Below are 17427 nucleotides of genomic sequence, written 5' to 3'. Positions count from 1 at the left end.
CGCGGTTACCGCTTGACGCAGCGAAAGCCGATGTGGCTCATGCCGGTATCAATCTGCTGCGGCCGGCGCGCCGACGGCCGGTAGCGCATGCAGTAGCTGTCGGCGCACAGGAACGATCCGCCCTTGATCACCCGACGTGGGATCGCGAACTGCGGCTGGCTCGGGTCGTAGGTGTCCGCGGCGCAGCAGGGCTGGTCGTCGCGGGTGTCGCCGTACCAGTCGGCGGTCCATTCCCAGACGTTGCCGGCCATGTCGTAGAGGCCGTAGCCGTTGGGCGGGAACGAGCCCACCGGCGTGCTCTGCCCGTAGCCGGTGTCGGGAAGATACGGGAATTCACCGTGCCAGTAGTTGGCCAGCCGTTGGCCGCGGGGTTCCGGTTCGTCGCCCCAGGTGTAGACGGCGTGGGGGAGGCCTCCTCGGGCCGCGACTTCCCATTCGGCCTCGGTGGGCAGTTCGTACCCGGCCCACTGTGCGAAGGCTTCGGCATCCTCGAACGCGATGTGCACCACGGGGTGGTTGTCCCGGCCGCGGGTGGACGAGCGGGGCCCGCGAGGGTGTTTCCAGCAGGCACCTGGGGTCCAGGCCCACCACAGGGTGAGGTTGCGCAGGTCGACCGGCCCGGCGGTGCGCCGGAACACCATCGACCCCGGCTGCAGGTTCTCCGGCGGCGCGCCCGGATAGGTCTCGGGATCGAGCGGGCGCTCGGCGACGGTCACATAGTCTGTCGCAGAGACAAATTCAGCGTATTCGGCGTTGGTGACCTGGTGCCGCTGAATCCAGAACGCCTCGACGCCGGCTTCGCGGGCCGGCGCTTCCTCCGGATAATGCGCGTCAGACCCCAGCACTGCGGTCTGCTGAGGTATCCAGACGAACCCGTCGGTCACCGCACCACCTCGCACCGAAACTGCGGTGACGGCGAGGAACTTCGAGTGACCACCACCCTGGGTGCAGTCTCGATCGGGTTGTCAGTCAAAGACGGTCGCCCACTCGTTGCGGATGCTCGCGACCGACCAACCGCTGGACTCCGCCAGCTCGAGGGCCTTCTCCGCGCCCGAGACGTAGTCGAATTCGCGGTCACCGTCGTCGTGGCGGACGAGCATGCACAGCGTCGGGCCCGGGCCCGCCTCGGTGAACTGCAGCATCTCGATGTCACCGTTGGAGTTGCCGGCGGCGAAGATCGGCCGGCGTCCGACCCGTCCCCAGATGCGCACCGGTTTGACCGGCCCGTCGTCGAGGAACTCCGGCTTCGCGGTGGTCCGTAGCTGACCGTCGGCGAAGTCGAGGCCCACCGAACTGCCGATGACCCGCTCGGGTGGCACGCCGTACATCGCACTGGTGACGGGCCGCATGAAGTCCCGGCCGCCGCCCGAGGCGATGTAGTTGGTGAACCCGTGGGCCTCCAGGTACCGGAGTAGCTCGATCATCGGGGCGTACCCGCATTCGGTGTACGGGCGGCTCAGGGTGGGGTGGGTGGCCTCGGCGAAGAAGTCCCTCACCCGTTGCGCGTGCTCGTCCACGGTCAGACCCTGGTAGGCCGAGAGGATTCCGCCCGCAAGGACTTTCAGCGCGGAATCGTCACCGTTGTAATGCTTGGTGACGGCGTCTCCGAACCACGCCAGATCGCCGGAGGCCGCGGCGGCATACGGCTGGTTCTCCGCCAGGGACTTGTCGGCGGCAGCCTGCTCGGCCAACCGGCGGACCAGGAAATCCAACTGGATGTATGCCGGCTTCTCGCACCACAGCGTGCCGTCGTTGTCGAAGACCGCCACTCGCTCTTCCGGTGGGACATCGTTGACGACGCGACCCACGAAGTCGATGATCGCCGACTTCGTGGGGCCGTCGTTCCAGGAATCGAGGACTCCCAAGTCAGCCGCCTATCGTCTGGAGGAAGTCGTTGAGCTTGTCCACCGCGTTGGTGATCGTGAACGATGCCGGCTCACGCCGCGGCGGGAACTCCTTGAAGGTGTCCAGGAACTGCAACACCACGGCGTTGGCCATGAACGCGATGTAGTCGTGATCCAGGAACCAGTCCCAATAGGTGTTCGACGTGATGTCTGCGTGCTCGTACGGGTCGGTGCGCAGATTGAAAATCTTGGGCGCACGCAACGCGGTGAACGGTTCGAACCAGATCCGCAGCGTGCCTTCGCATCGCTGCTCCATGAACACGACCTTCCAGTTCTCGATCCGGATGCCGAGCACGTCGCAGTCGTCGGAGAAGTAGATCAGACCCCGTCGTGGGCTCTTGTCGACTTCCCCGGTCAGATAGGGCAGCAGGTCGTAGCCGTCGATGTGCACGTGGTAGGTCTGATCGCCGATGGTGTGGCCCTGCTTGAGCTTGTCCACGACGGTCGGTTCGCCCGCGGCCGCGACCAGCGTGGGCAGCCAGTCGTGGTGCTGGATGATCTCGTTGGAGACCACTCCTGCCGGGATCCTGCCGGGCCAGCGCACCATCTCCGGCACCCGGAACGCGCCCTCCCAGTTGCTGTTCTTCTCGTTGCGGAACGGGGTGGTGGCCCCATCGGGCCAGGTGTTGGCGTGCGGTCCGTTGTCGGTCGAGTAGACGACGATGGTGTCCTCGGTCAGGCCGAGTTCGTCGAGGGTGTCCAGCAGCAGGCCGACGTGGCGGTCGTGGTCGATCATCGTGTCGTGGTATGGCGACTGCCACCTGCCGGCCTGGCCGAGACTCTCCGGTTTGGTGTGTGTCCGGAAGTGCATGTGGGTGGTGTTCATCCACACGAAAAACGGTGTTTCCGAATCCTTTTGGCGCTTGATGAAGTCGATCGCAGCGGCGGTGGTCTCGTCGTCGATGGTCTCCATCCGCTTCTTGGTCAGCGGGCCGGTGTCCTCGATGCGCTGCTTGCCCGCCGGGCCGAATCTCTCGTCGACCTCGTCGGAGGCCTCTTCGGTGGCCCAGGAGTGGATCACGCCGCGCGGCAGCATCGCCTTGCGCAGCCGGGGCATCTCCTCGTCGGTCGGATAGTCCGGGTGCTCGGGCTCTTCCTCGGCGTTGAGGTGGTACAGGTTGCCGAAGAACTCGTCGAACCCGTGCGCGGTGGGCAGGTACTTGTTCAGGTCGCCGAGGTGATTTTTTCCGAACTGGCCGGTGGCATAGCCCAGCGGCTTGAGCAGCGTCGCGATCGTCGGGTCCTCGGGGGACATGCCGACGTCGACGCCGGGCATGCCGACCTTGGACAGCCCGGTGCGGTACACGCTCTGCCCGGTGATGAACGAGGACCGTCCGGCCGTGCAACTCTGCTCGCCGTAGGAGTCGGTGAAGCGCATGCCCTCGGCCGCGATGCGATCTATGTTCGGCGTGCGATAGCCCATCAGGCCGTCGCTGTAGCAGCTGAGGTTGGAGATTCCGATGTCATCGCCCCAGATCACCAGAATGTTGGGTTTCCCGCCCGGCATGTGTTCAGCCTCTCCGCTTGGTCGATGGGTTCAGTGAGAACCCTAAGCGTCCGTCCGTTGGGTCGGGTGTGGTTCGCCGGGGTTCTCACCGGATGTTCACATCTCGTCACGAATCGTCTTTCGTGGACGGCTCGGCCTGGGCCGTAGGTTCCAGGACAGCTTCTCGACAGGCTTCTCGAGCTGGGCCTTTGATGAGAATAACGTTCTGCACCAACCCAATTCAAGATCAGAAATGGGATGACGGTCGATTCCGCCATCCCGAGGTGCCGAGTTCGGATTCGTGGCAGGCTGGACGCGGTGAACCAGTCCGGGCGCTTCTTTCGCGAACGACAGCGGGTTGTGCTGCGGTGGTTCCCTGCGAGTTCTTTTGGTCAACAGCCTCGTCGAACGATGAGGACAATCTGCAGCCAGCGGACTGACTGCACATCACCCGGAGATGCAGATGGCAAATAAGTCACCTACCACCACACCGAACATCGTTCTCATCGCCTCCGACGACTTCGGTTACGGCGACGCGGGTGTGTACGGAGGCGGTGAGAACCGCGGGATGCCCACCCCCAACATCGACCGGATGGCCGAAGAAGGCATGCAGTTCATGTCGTTCTACGCGCAACCCAGTTGCACCGCCGGGCGCGCGGCGATGATCACCGGACGCATTCCGAACCGCAGCGGCATGACAACCGTGGCTTTTCAGGGCCAGGGCGGTGGACTGCCCGCGGCCGAGTGGACTCTCGCGTCAGTGCTCAAGACCGCTGATTACAAGACGTTCTTCACCGGCAAGTGGCACCTCGGAGAGTCCGACTACGCGTTACCCACCGCGCATGGTTTCGACGAAATGCGGCACTGCGGGCTCTACCACCTCAACGCATACACCTACGCCGACCCCGAATGGTTCCCGGATATGGACGAGGAGCTTCGCACCATGTTCGAGCGTGTGACGCAGGGGGCGCTGTCGGGCAAAGCTGGCGAGAAGGCGAAAGAGGACTTCAAGGTCAACGGCCAGTACGTCAACACCCCTGAGAAAGGAGTCGTGGGCATTCCCTACTTCGACGAGTATGTCGAGCAGGACGCGCTGGAATTCCTCGACGCCAACGCGAAGTCCGAAACCCCGTTCTTCATGAACGTGAACTTCATGAAGGTGCACCAACCGAACATGCCGCACCCGGATTACAAGGGAAAATCGCTGTCGAAGTCGAAGTTCGCGGATTCCATCGTGGAGAACGACGCCCGGATCGGCCGCATCATGGACAAGATCCGTTCGCTGGGGCTTGCCGAGAACACCTACGTGTTCTGGACGACCGACAACGGCGCCTGGCAGGACGTATATCCAGATGCGGGCTATACCCCGTATCGCGGTACCAAGGGCACCGTCCGCGAGGGCGGCAATCGCGTTCCTGCGATCGCCTGGGGCCCGGGAATCAAGGCCGGATCGCGTAACTCCGACGTCGTCGGTGGCCTCGACTTCATGGCGACCTTTGCCGCGCTGGCCGGTGTGCAACTACCGGAGAAGGACCGTGAGGGCGAACCCATCTACTTCGACAGCTACGACATGTCACCGGTTCTGTTCGGTACCGGCAAGACCGAGCGCAAGGCCTGGTACTTCTTCAGTGAGAACGAGTTGACGCCCGGGGCAGTGCGGGTCGGCCACTACAAAGCTGTCTTCAATCTGCGCGGAGATGACGGTGCGAGCACCGGAGGTCTCGCGGTCGACACCAATCTCGGCTGGAAAGGAGCGCAGGCCTACGTCGCGACCGTCCCTCAGATCTTCGACCTCTGGCAGGATCCGCAGGAACGCTACGACATCTTCATGAACAACTACACCGAACACACCTGGACGCTGGTGACCTTCAACGAGGCGGTCAAGGAGCTGATGCAGACCTATCTGAAGTATCCGCCGCGGAAACTTCAGAGCGAAGGATATTCGGGCCCGATCACCGTCACGCAGTACCAGAGGTTCAAGTACTTGAGAGAACAGCTTGCGGAAGAAGGGTTCAACATCGCGCTGCCCACCGGCAACTGAGCACGACGGGGATCATTCGTCACCGCTGCAGGCCGAGGGTCAGCCCTTCGGCGGTATGGGCGCGGCCGCGTTCACGACAGGCGTGTCCGCGTCGGCCTTCATCCGGTCGAACAGTTCGACGTAGTAGGGCAGGCAGTGCTCCAGCGCCTGCTCGGTCGTGTACAGCGGCTGGTAGCCGAGATCGCGCTGCGCCTTGGCGATCGAGAAGTAGTTGTCGAGGTAGATCCGTTCCACCGCAAGAGGTTCCAGCAGTGGCTTGGGCAGCCCGAAGCGGAAGTGCAGAGATTGCCAGATCCTCATCACGAACCACACCAGTCGTCCCGGCACCCGGATCTTCGGCCACGGCTGGCCGCACGCCTCGATCACCGGACGGGAGAACTCGAACATGTTGATCGGCTCGCCGTCGTTGATGAAGTACGCCTGGCCGGGGGCGGTCCCGCCGGGCACCAGGTGTTGCGCGGCAAGGATGAAACCGTGCACCAGGTTGTGCACATAGGAGTTGTCGAGCTTGACGTCCTTGCTGCCGACCAGCACCTTGACGTGGCCGGCCAGCACGCTCTCGAACACCTTGCGGAACATCGTCTGGTCGCCGCGGCCCCAGATGCCGCTGGGACGGATCGAGCACGTCAACATGTCCTCGACTCCGTTGGCGGCGAGGACGAACTTCTCGGCGGCGACCTTGGTCTCGGTGTAGAGATCGTTGAAACGCTCGGTGTAGGGCAGGGTCTCGTCTCCGCCGGAGATGCGCTGACCGCCCATCACGACGCTGTTGGAGGCGGTGTAGACGAACCGCTTGACGCCGGCCTTCCGGGCCGCACGCACCAGGTTTTCGGTGCCGGTGACGTTGACGGCGAAGCTGCGTCGGCGGTACTCCTCGGTGACCGACCCGCCCCCCATCAGGTCGATGATCGCGGCGGTGTGGATGATCGTGTCGACACCGTCGACGACGGCCGCGACGTCGTCGACGTCGGTGATGTCACCTTCGAACACCTCGAGCTTCGGGTGGGCGGGCAGCGGCGACGCGACCCGGTCGAAGGACCGCACCTCGTGGCCGCGCTCGAGAAGTTCGGTCACCAGGTTGGCGCCCACGAACCCGGAGCCGCCGGTGACAAGGACCCGGCCGAGTTCGACGGTCAGCGTTGCATCACCCATGGGGGGAGAATAACTGAAACGTGTTCCATTTTGGAAAAGCTGATCGTCGTGATGCTTGCGAACTCAACCATCGCCGTCGTCGCCGGCGGCCAGCGCATCTTCCACCCGCTTGCGTGCACCAGCTAAATGTTCGTCGCAGCATTTGGCGAGTTGCTCGCCTCTTTCCCAGAGCTTCAGCGACGTATCAAGGTCTAGACCACCGTGCTCCAGACGCTGCACGACCTCGATCAGTTCGTCCCGTGCCTCTTCGTACCCGAGTTCACTAATAGGCTTCATCAACCGTCCCCATGATCGTCGTGTTGGCCCTCGCTTGTCGCCGTCACCGACCCGTCGGCGACGCGTATCCGCAGCCGGGTGCCTGCCGGCGCGTCCGCGACCGAGTGCAGCACCTGCGGCGCTCCGGAGGCCGGCAGTGTCTGCACCACCGCATAGCCGCGGGCCAGCGTGGCCGCCGGTCCCAGCGTCGACAACCGCGCCGCGAGGTGCCCGACCCGATCCGATTCGGCAGTCAGCAGGCGGGTGATGTCGCGGCGGGCCGCCGTGCGCGCCCGATCCACCTCCTCGGCCCGCGCGTTGACCGCCTCGAGCGGGCGGGCCAGCACCGGCCGGCTGCGCAACTGCGACAGGGTGTGCTGTTCGCGATTCACCCAGTTGCGCAGCGCTCGTGCGCTGCGCCGTCGCATGTCGGCCACCAACGCCTGCTCGGCTGCGGTGTCGGGCACGAGCCGCTTCGCGGCGTCGGTCGGGGTGGCCGCGCGCAGGTCGGCGACCAGATCGCACAGCGGGTTGTCGGGCTCGTGGCCGATCGCGCTGACCACGGCTGTGGTGCACCGGGCGATCTCACGGCACAGGGTCTCGTCGGAGAACGGCAACAGATCCTCGACGCTGCCCCCGCCCCGAGCCAGCACGATGACGTCGACGTGTGGGTCCGCATCGAGGGCCCGCAGTGCTTCGACGATCTGCGGCACCGCGTTCGGTCCCTGCACGACGGTGTTGCGCACCTCGAAGCGCACCGCCGGCCAGCGACCGGTGGCCACCGCGACGATGTCGTGCTCGGCCGCCGACGCCCGGCCGGTGATCAGGCCGATGGTGCCGGGCAGGAACGGGACCGGTCGTTTGAGACGGGGATCGAACAACCCTTCTGCGTCGAGCAGCCGGCGCAACCGCTCGATGCGGGCCAGCAACTCGCCGATGCCGACCGCCCTGATCTCGCTGACGCGCAGCGAGAAGGTGCCCCGGCCGGTGTAGAAATTGGGCTTGCCGAACACCACCACCTGGGTGCCGTCGGTCATCTTCACCGGGGCATTGGTGACCAGGTCACGCGGGCAGGTCAGCGACAGCGACATGTCGGCCGCGGGGTCCCGCAGCGTGATGAAGGCGGTGTTGGAGTTGGGCCGCAGGGTCAGCTGGGCGATCTGGCCCTCCACCCAGACGGCACCGAGCTTGTCGATCCACCCGGCCACCCGGATCGCGACACCGCGAACCGGGAAAGGGTTGTCGGCCGACTGCCCCGGCGCGGTGCTCACTTGGCCGACGCGCGGGTGATCCTGTTGGCCAGCAGTGTCTGGAACGGGGCGCGGGCCTTCGTCGACTCCTCGTAGGCGAGCAGCGCCTCGAGATCGGGCACCCGCAGTGTCGTCAGCCGGGCCCGCAGCTGGGCCAGGGTCAGCGACTCGTAGTCGAGTTCGGCGACGACCTCGGGCACGGTGCCGGAAGCCGCGCCGGGGGCGGTCTGCCGGGCAGGGGTGGCCTTGGGTGTCTCCGGCTCGCCGCTGAACAGCGCGAACCGTCCCTCGGTCAGCCGCTCGCCGTCGCGGACGGGCAGATCCAGCACGTCGGCGTCATCGGACGCGGCACCGGTGTCGCCGCCTGCCGGGTCCTCGTCGAACGTCGCCCACTCCGGCTGCTCGTCCTTCGGCGGGAACAGGTTGTCCAACGTCTCGTCACCCTTGTTGACCAGGTCGGCGACATCCTGCTGCATCTTCATCACCAGCTGGGCGACCTGGCTCGCCACGGTCATCGGATACATCAAGATGGTCTGGGGGAGCCTGCGGGTTTCCTCGAGGGCGGTCACCGCCGCACCGACCAGCAGACGGACCCCATACGGTGCAGTTGCCATGGCCCTTAGCCTACGGCTGGGCAGTCAGGGCGGCGGGTAAGTACCCTTGGAGTCATGCCGACCACTATCAATATGGGGATTCCGGGCGCGGCGCGCTCAGTAGTCGGCGAGGTTTCCGGCAAGCGGGTGTTGCTGGCCGAACCCCGCGGGTACTGCGCCGGAGTCGACCGGGCGGTCGAGACCGTGGAACGCGCCCTGGAGAAGCACGGCGCCCCGGTGTACGTGCGCCACGAGATCGTGCACAACCGCTACGTCGTGGACACGCTGGCCAAGGCCGGGGCGGTCTTCGTCGAGCAGACCGACGAGGTGCCCGAAGGCGCCATCGTGGTGTTCTCCGCCCACGGCGTCGCGCCGACCGTGCACGTCGAGGCCGCCGAACGCAACCTGCAGACCATCGACGCGACGTGCCCGCTGGTGACCAAGGTGCACAACGAGGCCAAGCGGTTCGCCCGTGACGACTACGACATCCTGCTCGTCGGCCACGAAGGCCACGAGGAGGTCGTCGGCACCGCCGGTGAGGCCCCCGACCATGTGCAGGTCGTCGACAACCCGGACGCGGTGGACAAGGTCGTCGTACGTGACCCGGACAAGGTCATCTGGCTGTCCCAGACCACGCTGAGCGTCGACGAGACGATGGAGACGGTGCGGCGGCTGCGGGAGAAGTTCCCGACGCTGCAGGATCCGCCGAGCGATGACATCTGCTACGCCACCCAGAACCGCCAGGTCGCGGTCAAGGCGATGGCGCCGGAGTGCGAGTTGGTGATCGTCGTCGGCTCACGCAACTCCTCCAACTCGGTGCGGCTCGTCGAGGTGGCGCTGGGCGCCGGTTCCGACGCCGCGCATCTGGTCGACTACGCCGAGGACATCAACCCCGAGTGGCTCGACGGTGTCACCACCGTCGGCGTCACCTCCGGTGCTTCGGTGCCCGAAGTTCTGGTGCGGGGTGTGCTGGACAGGCTCGCCGAGCACGGCTTCGGCACCGTTCAGCCTGTCACCACGGCCAACGAGACCCTGGTGTTCGCGCTGCCCCGGGAGATCCGCCCCGCGCGCTGAGCGAGCGGGTACTTTCGGCGGACGTGACACCACGGTCCCGGCCCTTCGCGCGTCTGCCGATCGCGCTGTTTCTCGCGATCCTGCTGGTGCTTACCGGCTGCAGCACCTCCGAAGACCGCCTGAACTCCACCGTGCGGTCCTTCGCCGACGCGTTGAGCCGCGGTGATGCCGCCGCGGCCGCGGCACTGACCACCGACGAGTCCGCCGCCACCGACACCCTCGGCGCCCTCTTCACGAGCCTGGGCACCGACGTCGACGTCGCGGTCGGTGAGATCGGGGAGGAGGACGGTGCGGCGTCGTTCACCCTCGATGCCACCTGGAAGTTCGGGCCGGAAGGACGCACCGAATGGAGCTACTCGACCGGCGGCGACGCGACGGCCGACGGCGACAACTGGACGATCCAGTGGAACGCGGCGACCGTCGCTCCCGGGCTCGACGAGGGACCGCTGTCCTACAGCACGTTGATCCCGCAACCCGCCGCCCGGGTGCTGGACCGCACCGGCGCTGAACTGCTCACCCAGCACGTCGTCACCCTGGTCGACGCCGCGCCGGGCGCTGACCTGAATGCCATTGCGGCACTGTTTAATCCGATCGCACCGGCAATCACCCCGCAATCGTTGGCTGCTGATCTCGAGGCGGCCGCGGGCAAGCCGGTCACGGTCATCACCTTGCGCGAGGACGACCTGGCCCCGATCGAGGCGCAGCTGTCCGCACTACCGAACGTGACGCTGCGGCCGCAGACCAGGCTGCTGACCACCGACCGCGCGCTGGCCTCACCCACGCTCTCGGGGCTCTCGGAGCTATGGCAACAGCGCACCGACGCGGCGGCCGGTTGGGCGGTCACCGCGCAGACCGCGGCCGGCCCCGAGCGGGTGGGAGGGCGCGACGCCGCACCCGTGGGCGACATCGCCGCCACGCTGGACATCGGCCGGCAACGCGCCGCTGAGGACGCTCTGGCCCCGTTGCCCACCCCGGCGGCGATCGTCGCGATCCAGCCGTCGACGGGCAATCTGCTGGCGGTGGCGCAGAACGCGCCCGCCGACGCCCAGGGACCGATCGCGCTGACCGGCCTGTACCCGCCGGGTTCGACGTTCAAGACGGTGACGGTGTCGGCGGCGCTGCAGGCCGGGCAGGTCAGCCCCGACAGCGTGGTCGCCTGCCCGGGCACCGAGAACATCGAGGGCAGGCAGATCCCCAACGACGACAACTTCGACCTCGGCGAGGTGCCGCTGCACACCGCGTTCGCGCGGTCGTGCAACACCACCATGGGCCGGCTCGCGGTGAACCTGCCGCCGGATGCCCTGACCGAGGCCGCCGCGCAGCTCGGACTGGGCATCGACTACGTCGCGCCCGGCATGACCACCGTGACGGGCTCGGTGCCGGTCGCCGACACCCCGGCGTTGCGGGTCGAAGCGGGCATCGGGCAGGGCAGGGTCACCGCGTCGCCGTTCGGCATGGCGTTGGTCGCCGCGGCGCTGGCGCACGGGTCGCCGCCGGCACCGGCGATCGTCGAGGGTGAACCGGCCGTGGCCGACCGCACACCCGAACCGTTGCCGTCCGCTGTGGACGAGCAGGTGCAGGCCATGATGCGGGAGACGGTCACCGGCGGCACCGCCACCCAGCTGCAGGACATCCCGGGGCTGCTGGGCAAGACCGGCACCGCCGAGTACCTCGCTGTCGACACCGCCGAGCAGCGTGCGCACGGCTGGTTCGTCGGGATCGACGGAGACCTGGCGCTGGCGGTGTTCGTCAGTGACGCAGGCAGTTCGGCGCCGGCGGTGGACGCGGCCGGTCGCTTCCTGCGCGCGACGCCCTAGATGTCGTATTCCCAGCGGTCGGGTTCGTAGTCGCGCGGTGCGCGCCGGGGGCTGCGGTACTCGGCGCGTCCGTCGGAATCGTCGGCGCCTCGGTACCGCACCCGCGAGATCGGGTGGTGCGAGCTGCTTGCGGACGGACGGCGCGGGTCGAAGGGCTCGTAAGGGTCCCGTTCGGCGGAGCCGGACCAAGGATCCCGTTCGGCGTAGCCGGACCAATCTTCGTGCCGGCTGGGACGTTGCGGTCGCTGGGACCGCTGCGGACGCTCACGCTCGCGGCGGTCGGCACGGTCGTAGGTCGCGCGGCGCTCATCAGGAGGCACCGAACCCCGGCGGTCCCTGCCCGACGAGGTTCGGGTGCGCCGCCGCGGCTCTGCGGAGGGATCCGGTGGCGGCTCGGTAGGTCGCGGCCGGCGTCTGCGGGGCCGGTCGGCGTCCACGACCGGCTCGATGATCTCGGTGTCCGGCGGACGGGCATGCCGTGACCGCGATGGGCTCGCGGCGCGCTTGGCGGGGCGTGCGCTGCGGGCCGCCGCTTTGGCGGCGGGGTTGGCCGCGCCGCGGGTCCGTCGGTCACCGGAGTGGCGGCGTCGATTGTCCGGCTCGGCTGCGTCGGCGCTTTGTCCGCCTCCCAGCAGTGAGGACACCTTCGCAAACAGTCCACCTCCGGTGCGGGGTGTCTCCTCGGAGGCTGCGTCCCGCCCGGACGATGCGCCGAAGTGCCAGCGGGCGGCGCCGACGAGCAACACCGCCGCAGCGGTGAAGAACATCAGTGGGAAGCGTTCGATCAGCGGATAACCGCAGTTGATCAGGACGTCCTTGACGCCGTCGATGTCGGCGCTGTGCATCAGGTAGTACGCGCTGGGCACCAGGACGAACAGGATCAGCGGCGGTTGGATCACCGCCGTGAACACCGCCGCCTGCCGCACCGCCAGCACGGCGGCCAGACAACCGATGGCGTAGAGCGCGGCGAAGACCCTGGTGAGCTCGCCTCCGCCGGAGGCGGCGTCGACGGCGAAACCGACCGCCGACGCGGCGACAGCGATCAGGACCGCACCCCACCACGGGACACCCGCGAAACTGGGATGCGCAGAGCGGTGGTCGGCCGGTATCGCCGACTGTGCGCGCTGTCCTGACACAGGTCGACCGTACCGGCTGAGGCACCAAGACGGCGCCAGCGCCGGGTGGCGTGCCGATCACAGCGCCTACACTGTGGTCCCCGTGGGCCTGAATCTGGGAATCGTCGGACTACCGAACGTCGGCAAGTCGACATTGTTCAACGCGTTGACGCGTAACGACGTGCTCGCCGCCAACTACCCGTTCGCGACCATCGAGCCGAACGAAGGCGTGGTGGCGCTCCCGGATCCGCGGCTGGGCGAGCTCGCGAAGATCTTCGGCTCGGAGAAGATCGTGCCCGCGCCGGTGACGTTCGTCGACATCGCCGGCATCGTCAAGGGGGCGTCCGAGGGCGCCGGGCTCGGCAACAAGTTCCTGGCCAACATCCGCGAGAGCGATGCGATCTGCCAGGTTGTGCGGGTGTTCTCCGACGACGACGTCGTGCACGTCGACGGCCGGGTGGACCCCAAGTCCGACATCGAGATCATCGAGACCGAGCTGATCCTCGCCGACATGCAGACCTTGGAACGCGCGCTGCCGCGGCTGGAGAAGGAAGCCCGCACCCACAAGGACCGCAGACCGGTGTTCGACGCGGCCACCGCGGCGCAACAGGTGCTCGACACCGGCAAAACCCTGTTCTCGGCGGGCGCTGACGTGTCGTTGTTGCGCGAGCTGAACCTGATGACCTCCAAGCCGTTCCTCTACGTGTTCAACGCCGACGAATCGGTGCTCACCGATTCCGCGAAGGTCGCCGAGTTGCGCGATCTGGTGGCCCCGGCCGACGCGGTGTTCCTGGACGCGAAGATCGAAGCCGAGCTCCAAGAGCTCGACGAGGAATCGGCCGCCGAGCTCCTGGAGTCGATCGGTCAGACCGAACGGGGGCTGGATGCGTTGGCGCGCGCCGGTTTTCACACGCTGAAGTTGCAGACCTACCTGACAGCCGGCCCGAAAGAGGCCCGCGCCTGGACGATTCACCAGGGTGACACCGCGCCCAAGGCTGCCGGAGTCATCCACTCGGACTTCGAGAAGGGCTTCATCAAGGCCGAGATCGTGTCCTTCGACGACCTGGTCGCCGCCGGTTCCATGGCCGCAGCCAAGTCCGCCGGCAAGGTCCGGATGGAGGGCAAGGACTACGTGATGGCCGACGGTGACGTGGTGGAGTTCCGCTTCAACGTCTGACCGCGTGTACTGGCGCACTGCATTGATTGGTGGCATCATCGGACGCATCAATTGATGCGTCTGGAGGTGTCGAATGCGGACGACGGTGACCATCGATGACGCCTTGCTCGCGAAGGCGGCTGAACTCACCGGAGTAACCGAGAGTGTCGCGCTACTCCGTCAGGGATTGCAGACCTTGATCCGAGTTGAAAGTGGCCGTCGCTTGGCAGCGCTGGGCGGCACGGATTCTGAGGCGTCGGCAGCACCTCGGCGCAGGACGTCTGCGGGTTGATCCTCGTTGACACGTCGGTATGGATCGACCATCTGCACGTTACCGAGACGCGGCTCGCCAGATGGCTCGCCGAGGACGAGATCGGCTGCCATCCCTTGGTCGTGGAGGAGTTGGCACTCGGTTCGATCAAGCAGCGAGACGTGGTGATGGGCTTGCTGGCCAATCTCCATCAGTTTCCGACGGTTTCGCACCTCGAAATACTCCATCTTGTCGAGCATCGTCGTCTGTGGGGAAAGGGATTGAGTGCCACCGACGCCCACCTTCTCGGGTCGGTCGCGCTCGTGGACGGCTCGCTGCTCTGGACAACAGACAAGCGATTGAAGGCGGTCTGCGCAGAGGCCGGTATCGGCGTTGTCGACGAAACCTGAGGTTGCTCGGTAGCGGGATTTCGTGGAGTTCCGGATGTTTGCGGATGTTGTTGTCACGCCAGATGATCGGACCTAGTTTGGAACTATGAGCGAGGATTGGCGCGTGGACCGGGTCGATGAGATCCGGTCGTTGATCAAGCAAGCCGAACCCGACGTCGTCGAGGAGATCAAGTGGCGCAAGCCGTCGAACCCCGACGGGGTGCCGGCGTTCTCACTGGACGGCCTGATCTGCACGCTGGAGATGTACAAGGGCAAGGTCAAAGTGAACTTCGCCAAGGGCTCGTCGCTGAACGACCCGGATCATCTGTTCAACGCAAGCCTCGAGGCTCCCGTCGGGCGTTCCATTGATCTGCGCGAAGACGATGAGTTGGATGCGGACGCGTTCAAAGCACTGATTCAAGAGGCTGTCAGGGTCAATCGCCGTTAGCGCCGGCGAGTTGCACCGGCCGTGGTGCGCTTGCCCGGGACGCCCCACCTCTCCTACTATCTGCGTATGAATGCAGATAAGGGAGTCTGTGGACGTCGGCTTCCGGATGACCAGGTGAACCTGGTCGTCGAGGTCTTCCGGATGTTGGCGGATGCCACCCGCGTGCAGGTGCTGTGGGCGCTGGCGAGCCGGGAGATGTCGGTCAACGACTTGGCCACCCACATCGGGAAACCTGCTCCCTCGGTATCCCAGCACCTCGCGAAACTGCGGATGGCGCGGCTGGTCCGCACCCGCCGTGAGGGCACCACGATCATCTACAACCTGGACAACGACCACATCAGACAGTTGGTCACCGACGCCGTCTTCAACGCCGAACACGCCGGATCAGAGGTTCCCGCGCATCATCGCGGCGCCGCCGAAATCGCAGCCCTGCACCCAGAGGGCACCACAGCGCCGTCGGCTCGGGCCACCCAGGCGGCACGCGGCACATGACCGACAACCACCGTCATGACCACGCGCGCGGCGGAAAAATCGGTCGGGCCGTCCGCGAGGTGTTCGCCCCACACAGCCACGACACCAGTGACAGCATCGACGACGCCATGGAATCAAGCGCCGCCGGCATCCGGGCAGTGAAGATCAGCCTGGTCGCTCTCGGTGTGACTGCGACCGTCCAGATCCTCATCGTGGTGGTTTCCGGGTCGGTTGCCCTGCTGGCCGACACCATCCACAACTTCTCCGATGCCCTCACCGCCATCCCACTGTGGATTGCATTCGCCCTGAGTGCCAAGGCTGCAACGCGTCGATACACCTACGGGTTCGGACGTGCCGAGGACTTGGCCGGCCTTTTTGTCGTCGCGATGATCGGGTTGTCGGCGATCGTCGCGGGGGTCGAATCCGTTCGCCGGTTGATCGATCCGGTCCCGATCGATCACGTCGGCTGGGTCGCCGCGGCGGGGCTGGTGGGCTTCATCGGCAACGAACTCGTCGCCGTCTACCGTATCCGGGTCGGGCGCCGGATCGGCTCGGCCGCTCTCGTCGCCGACGGGTTGCACGCCCGCACTGACGGATTCACGTCGCTGGCCGTGCTCTTCGGGGCGGCCGGCGTGGCGTTGGGCTATCCCCTCGCCGATCCCCTCGTCGGCCTGGTCATCACTGTCGCCATCCTCGCTGTGCTGCGCACCGCAGTGCGTGATGTGTTTCGCCGGCTGATGGATGCCGTGGACCCGGAACTGGTCGACGCTGCCGAGGCCGCGCTGGCCGCCGAACATGCGGTCACAGCGGTTCGCAGCGTGAAGATGCGTTGGATCGGCCACCATCTACACGCCGACGCCCAACTGGAGATCGATCCGGCCACCAGTCTGGCCGAGGCCCACCGCATCGCCCACGACGCGGAACACACGCTCAGCCACGCCGTGCCGAAGCTGTCGTCTGCTTTTGTGCGTGCGTATCCGGCAGGTGACCGAATCCGACTTCAGACGCCCGAACCGGCGGCGCGACAGCGGTGACCGGTAGGGCTCGTTGTCAGCGTGGTGTCAGCCGGAAGATGGGGATCTGCCGGCCGACGGGTGCCGTCTGCTCGCGGTAGTCGGAATACCCGGCGTACACCCGCTCGGCCAGATCGTAGAGCCTTGCGCAGTCGTCAGGATCGGTGACCTCAGCGGCCGAGAACCTCTCCCCGCCGAACTCGCAGTCCGGGTTCGCCTTCAGGTTGTGATACCACTGCGGATTCTTGCTGCCGCCGTAGTTCGAGGCGAGCAGGATGACGTCGGACCCATCGTTGAAGTAGGTGAGCTGCACGGTACGTGGCTGCCCGGACTTCGCGCCGGTGGACGTCAGCGGCGCGTTGACGATGGGGCCCATGTTGACCCGGCCGCCGGTGAGGCGGAACAGGTACGGGTCGGTGCGCCGGGCGACATGCCGGGCGACGAACTGCCCTACCCGCGAGCGTCCGAAACGAACTCCCGCCTGGTAGCGGCGGCCCCGCTTCTTGTGTGGATCGACGTAGCGCAAAGGCACGCAGGAACCGTACCCCGCGGGTGACGACGGAAGCTCAGTCGGCTATGGCCGCGAGGACCCGGTTGATCTCCACCTGGCGGACCAGGAAATCCCGCTCGTTGAGCTTCTTTCGCCGCATCCAGCTCGTCACCTCGGAATTGCACTTGCTGGTGTTGCACGAACGGCAGCAGGGCACCACGTTCTCCAGCGCATAACGCCCGCCGCGGGAGATGGGAAGCACGCAGTCCTTCTGCAGCGGCGACCCGGTCGCGCCGCAGTACGCGCAACCTCCCCATGCCGTCTTCAGTGCCGCCCACTGGGAGTCGGTGAGGTCGTGTTCCTTCAGTGCCATCCGCCGCTTGCGGCGACGCGCATACCTGACCGCGCGGGTCGGGCTGCGGGACGGCACGGGCAGAGGCTACCGCGAGGTCTGGTGAATTCCCTGGATTGGCCCGGTGTCGCGTCCCGGAGTAGCTCGGTCATCGGTTCCGGCGCGACTTAT

The 17427-nt window shown here is 66.4% G+C and carries 19 protein-coding genes; 9 read left to right on the top strand and 10 right to left on the bottom strand.

Annotated elements, in window-relative coordinates; all coding sequences use genetic code 11:
• Nucleotides 1–5: 5 nt before the first annotated feature.
• From G6N53_RS26100 to G6N53_RS26090, 3 genes are all read right to left on the bottom strand, one after another.
• Nucleotides 6–884, bottom strand: a complete 879-nt coding sequence (locus G6N53_RS26100; protein WP_163894002.1) for a formylglycine-generating enzyme family protein — start codon at nt 882–884, stop codon at nt 6–8.
• Between the two features lie 81 nt (nt 885–965).
• Entirely contained in the window at nt 966–1865 is a 900-nt protein-coding gene (locus G6N53_RS26095; protein WP_163894000.1) for an HAD family hydrolase, read from the bottom strand.
• 1 nt (nt 1866) lies between these two features.
• Nucleotides 1867–3411, bottom strand: coding sequence for an arylsulfatase (locus G6N53_RS26090; protein ID WP_163893998.1), 1545 nt, complete (start codon nt 3409–3411; stop codon nt 1867–1869).
• A 442-nt stretch (nt 3412–3853) separates the two neighbouring features.
• Between G6N53_RS26090 and G6N53_RS26085 the strand changes: the two genes are divergently transcribed.
• Entirely contained in the window at nt 3854–5431 is a 1578-nt protein-coding gene (locus G6N53_RS26085) for an arylsulfatase (protein WP_163893996.1), read from the top strand.
• 39 nt (nt 5432–5470) lie between these two features.
• Here the strand turns inward: G6N53_RS26085 and G6N53_RS26080 are convergent, their stop codons facing one another.
• The 4 genes from G6N53_RS26080 to G6N53_RS26065 all read right to left on the bottom strand — a co-directional run bounded on the left by G6N53_RS26080 (nt 5471) and on the right by G6N53_RS26065 (nt 8702).
• A complete protein-coding gene (locus tag G6N53_RS26080; RefSeq protein WP_163893994.1) occupies nt 5471–6583 on the bottom strand; it encodes a 3-beta-hydroxysteroid dehydrogenase in 1113 nt (370 codons plus the stop codon).
• 63 nt (nt 6584–6646) lie between these two features.
• Entirely contained in the window at nt 6647–6859 is a 213-nt protein-coding gene (locus G6N53_RS26075) for an exodeoxyribonuclease VII small subunit (RefSeq protein ID WP_163893992.1), read from the bottom strand.
• Nucleotides 6859–8109 (bottom strand): exodeoxyribonuclease VII large subunit, encoded by a 1251-nt coding sequence (gene xseA / locus G6N53_RS26070; RefSeq protein WP_163893990.1) that lies wholly within the window; start codon nt 8107–8109, stop codon nt 6859–6861. Before xseA ends, G6N53_RS26075 begins: the two co-directional genes overlap by 1 nt.
• Nucleotides 8106–8702, bottom strand: coding sequence for a lipid droplet-associated protein (locus G6N53_RS26065; protein WP_163893988.1), 597 nt, complete (start codon nt 8700–8702; stop codon nt 8106–8108). The genes xseA and G6N53_RS26065 overlap by 4 nt, the downstream gene beginning before the upstream one ends.
• 54 nt (nt 8703–8756) lie before the next feature.
• Here G6N53_RS26065 and G6N53_RS26060 point away from each other — a divergent pair, with 54 nt between their 5' ends.
• Together G6N53_RS26060 and G6N53_RS26055 are read left to right on the top strand one after the other, a co-directional pair.
• Nucleotides 8757–9755: a 4-hydroxy-3-methylbut-2-enyl diphosphate reductase gene (locus G6N53_RS26060; protein ID WP_163893986.1), complete on the top strand. Its 999-nt coding sequence runs from the start codon at nt 8757–8759 to the stop codon at nt 9753–9755.
• A gap of 23 nt (nt 9756–9778) precedes the next feature.
• Complete coding sequence (locus G6N53_RS26055; protein WP_205390468.1) at nt 9779–11572, top strand: penicillin-binding transpeptidase domain-containing protein; 1794 nt, start codon at nt 9779–9781, stop codon at nt 11570–11572.
• Here the strand turns inward: G6N53_RS26055 and G6N53_RS26050 are convergent.
• Nucleotides 11569–12708: a DUF6542 domain-containing protein gene (locus G6N53_RS26050; protein ID WP_163893984.1), complete on the bottom strand. Its 1140-nt coding sequence runs from the start codon at nt 12706–12708 to the stop codon at nt 11569–11571. The genes G6N53_RS26055 and G6N53_RS26050 overlap by 4 nt on opposite strands.
• A gap of 82 nt (nt 12709–12790) precedes the next feature.
• Here G6N53_RS26050 and ychF point away from each other — a divergent pair, with 82 nt between their 5' ends.
• From ychF to G6N53_RS26020, 6 genes are all read left to right on the top strand, one after another.
• Nucleotides 12791–13864, top strand: coding sequence for a redox-regulated ATPase YchF (ychF, locus tag G6N53_RS26045; protein ID WP_163893982.1), 1074 nt, complete (start codon nt 12791–12793; stop codon nt 13862–13864).
• Between the two features lie 73 nt (nt 13865–13937).
• Nucleotides 13938–14135: a type II toxin-antitoxin system VapB family antitoxin gene (locus G6N53_RS26040; RefSeq protein WP_163893980.1), complete on the top strand. Its 198-nt coding sequence runs from the start codon at nt 13938–13940 to the stop codon at nt 14133–14135.
• On the top strand, nt 14132–14503 hold the full coding sequence (locus G6N53_RS26035) for a type II toxin-antitoxin system VapC family toxin (protein WP_163893978.1): 372 nt from the start codon (nt 14132–14134) through the stop codon (nt 14501–14503). The genes G6N53_RS26040 and G6N53_RS26035 overlap by 4 nt, the downstream gene beginning before the upstream one ends.
• 85 nt (nt 14504–14588) lie before the next feature.
• Nucleotides 14589–14930, top strand: a complete 342-nt coding sequence (locus tag G6N53_RS26030; RefSeq protein ID WP_163893976.1) for a DUF1801 domain-containing protein — start codon at nt 14589–14591, stop codon at nt 14928–14930.
• A gap of 66 nt (nt 14931–14996) precedes the next feature.
• Entirely contained in the window at nt 14997–15422 is a 426-nt protein-coding gene (locus G6N53_RS26025; RefSeq protein WP_163893974.1) for an ArsR/SmtB family transcription factor, read from the top strand.
• Entirely contained in the window at nt 15419–16435 is a 1017-nt protein-coding gene (locus tag G6N53_RS26020; protein WP_163893972.1) for a cation diffusion facilitator family transporter, read from the top strand. Before G6N53_RS26025 ends, G6N53_RS26020 begins: the two co-directional genes overlap by 4 nt.
• A gap of 16 nt (nt 16436–16451) precedes the next feature.
• Here G6N53_RS26020 and G6N53_RS26015 read toward each other — a convergent pair whose 3' ends face one another.
• Together G6N53_RS26015 and G6N53_RS26010 are read right to left on the bottom strand one after the other, a co-directional pair.
• Nucleotides 16452–16946 (bottom strand): nitroreductase/quinone reductase family protein, encoded by a 495-nt coding sequence (locus tag G6N53_RS26015; RefSeq protein WP_163893970.1) that lies wholly within the window; start codon nt 16944–16946, stop codon nt 16452–16454.
• 34 nt (nt 16947–16980) lie between these two features.
• Nucleotides 16981–17334 carry an HNH endonuclease gene (locus G6N53_RS26010; protein ID WP_163893968.1) on the bottom strand — a complete coding sequence of 118 codons (354 nt, stop codon included), beginning with the start codon at nt 17332–17334 and terminating at the stop codon, nt 16981–16983.
• Nucleotides 17335–17427 lie beyond the last annotated feature (93 nt).

The sequence above is a fragment of the Mycolicibacterium hippocampi genome (genome assembly GCF_010723735.1).
Lineage (GTDB): Bacteria > Actinomycetota > Actinomycetes > Mycobacteriales > Mycobacteriaceae > Mycobacterium > Mycobacterium hippocampi.
Note: the sequence above shows the minus strand (reverse complement) of the source record. Positions and strands in the feature narration are given on the sequence as shown.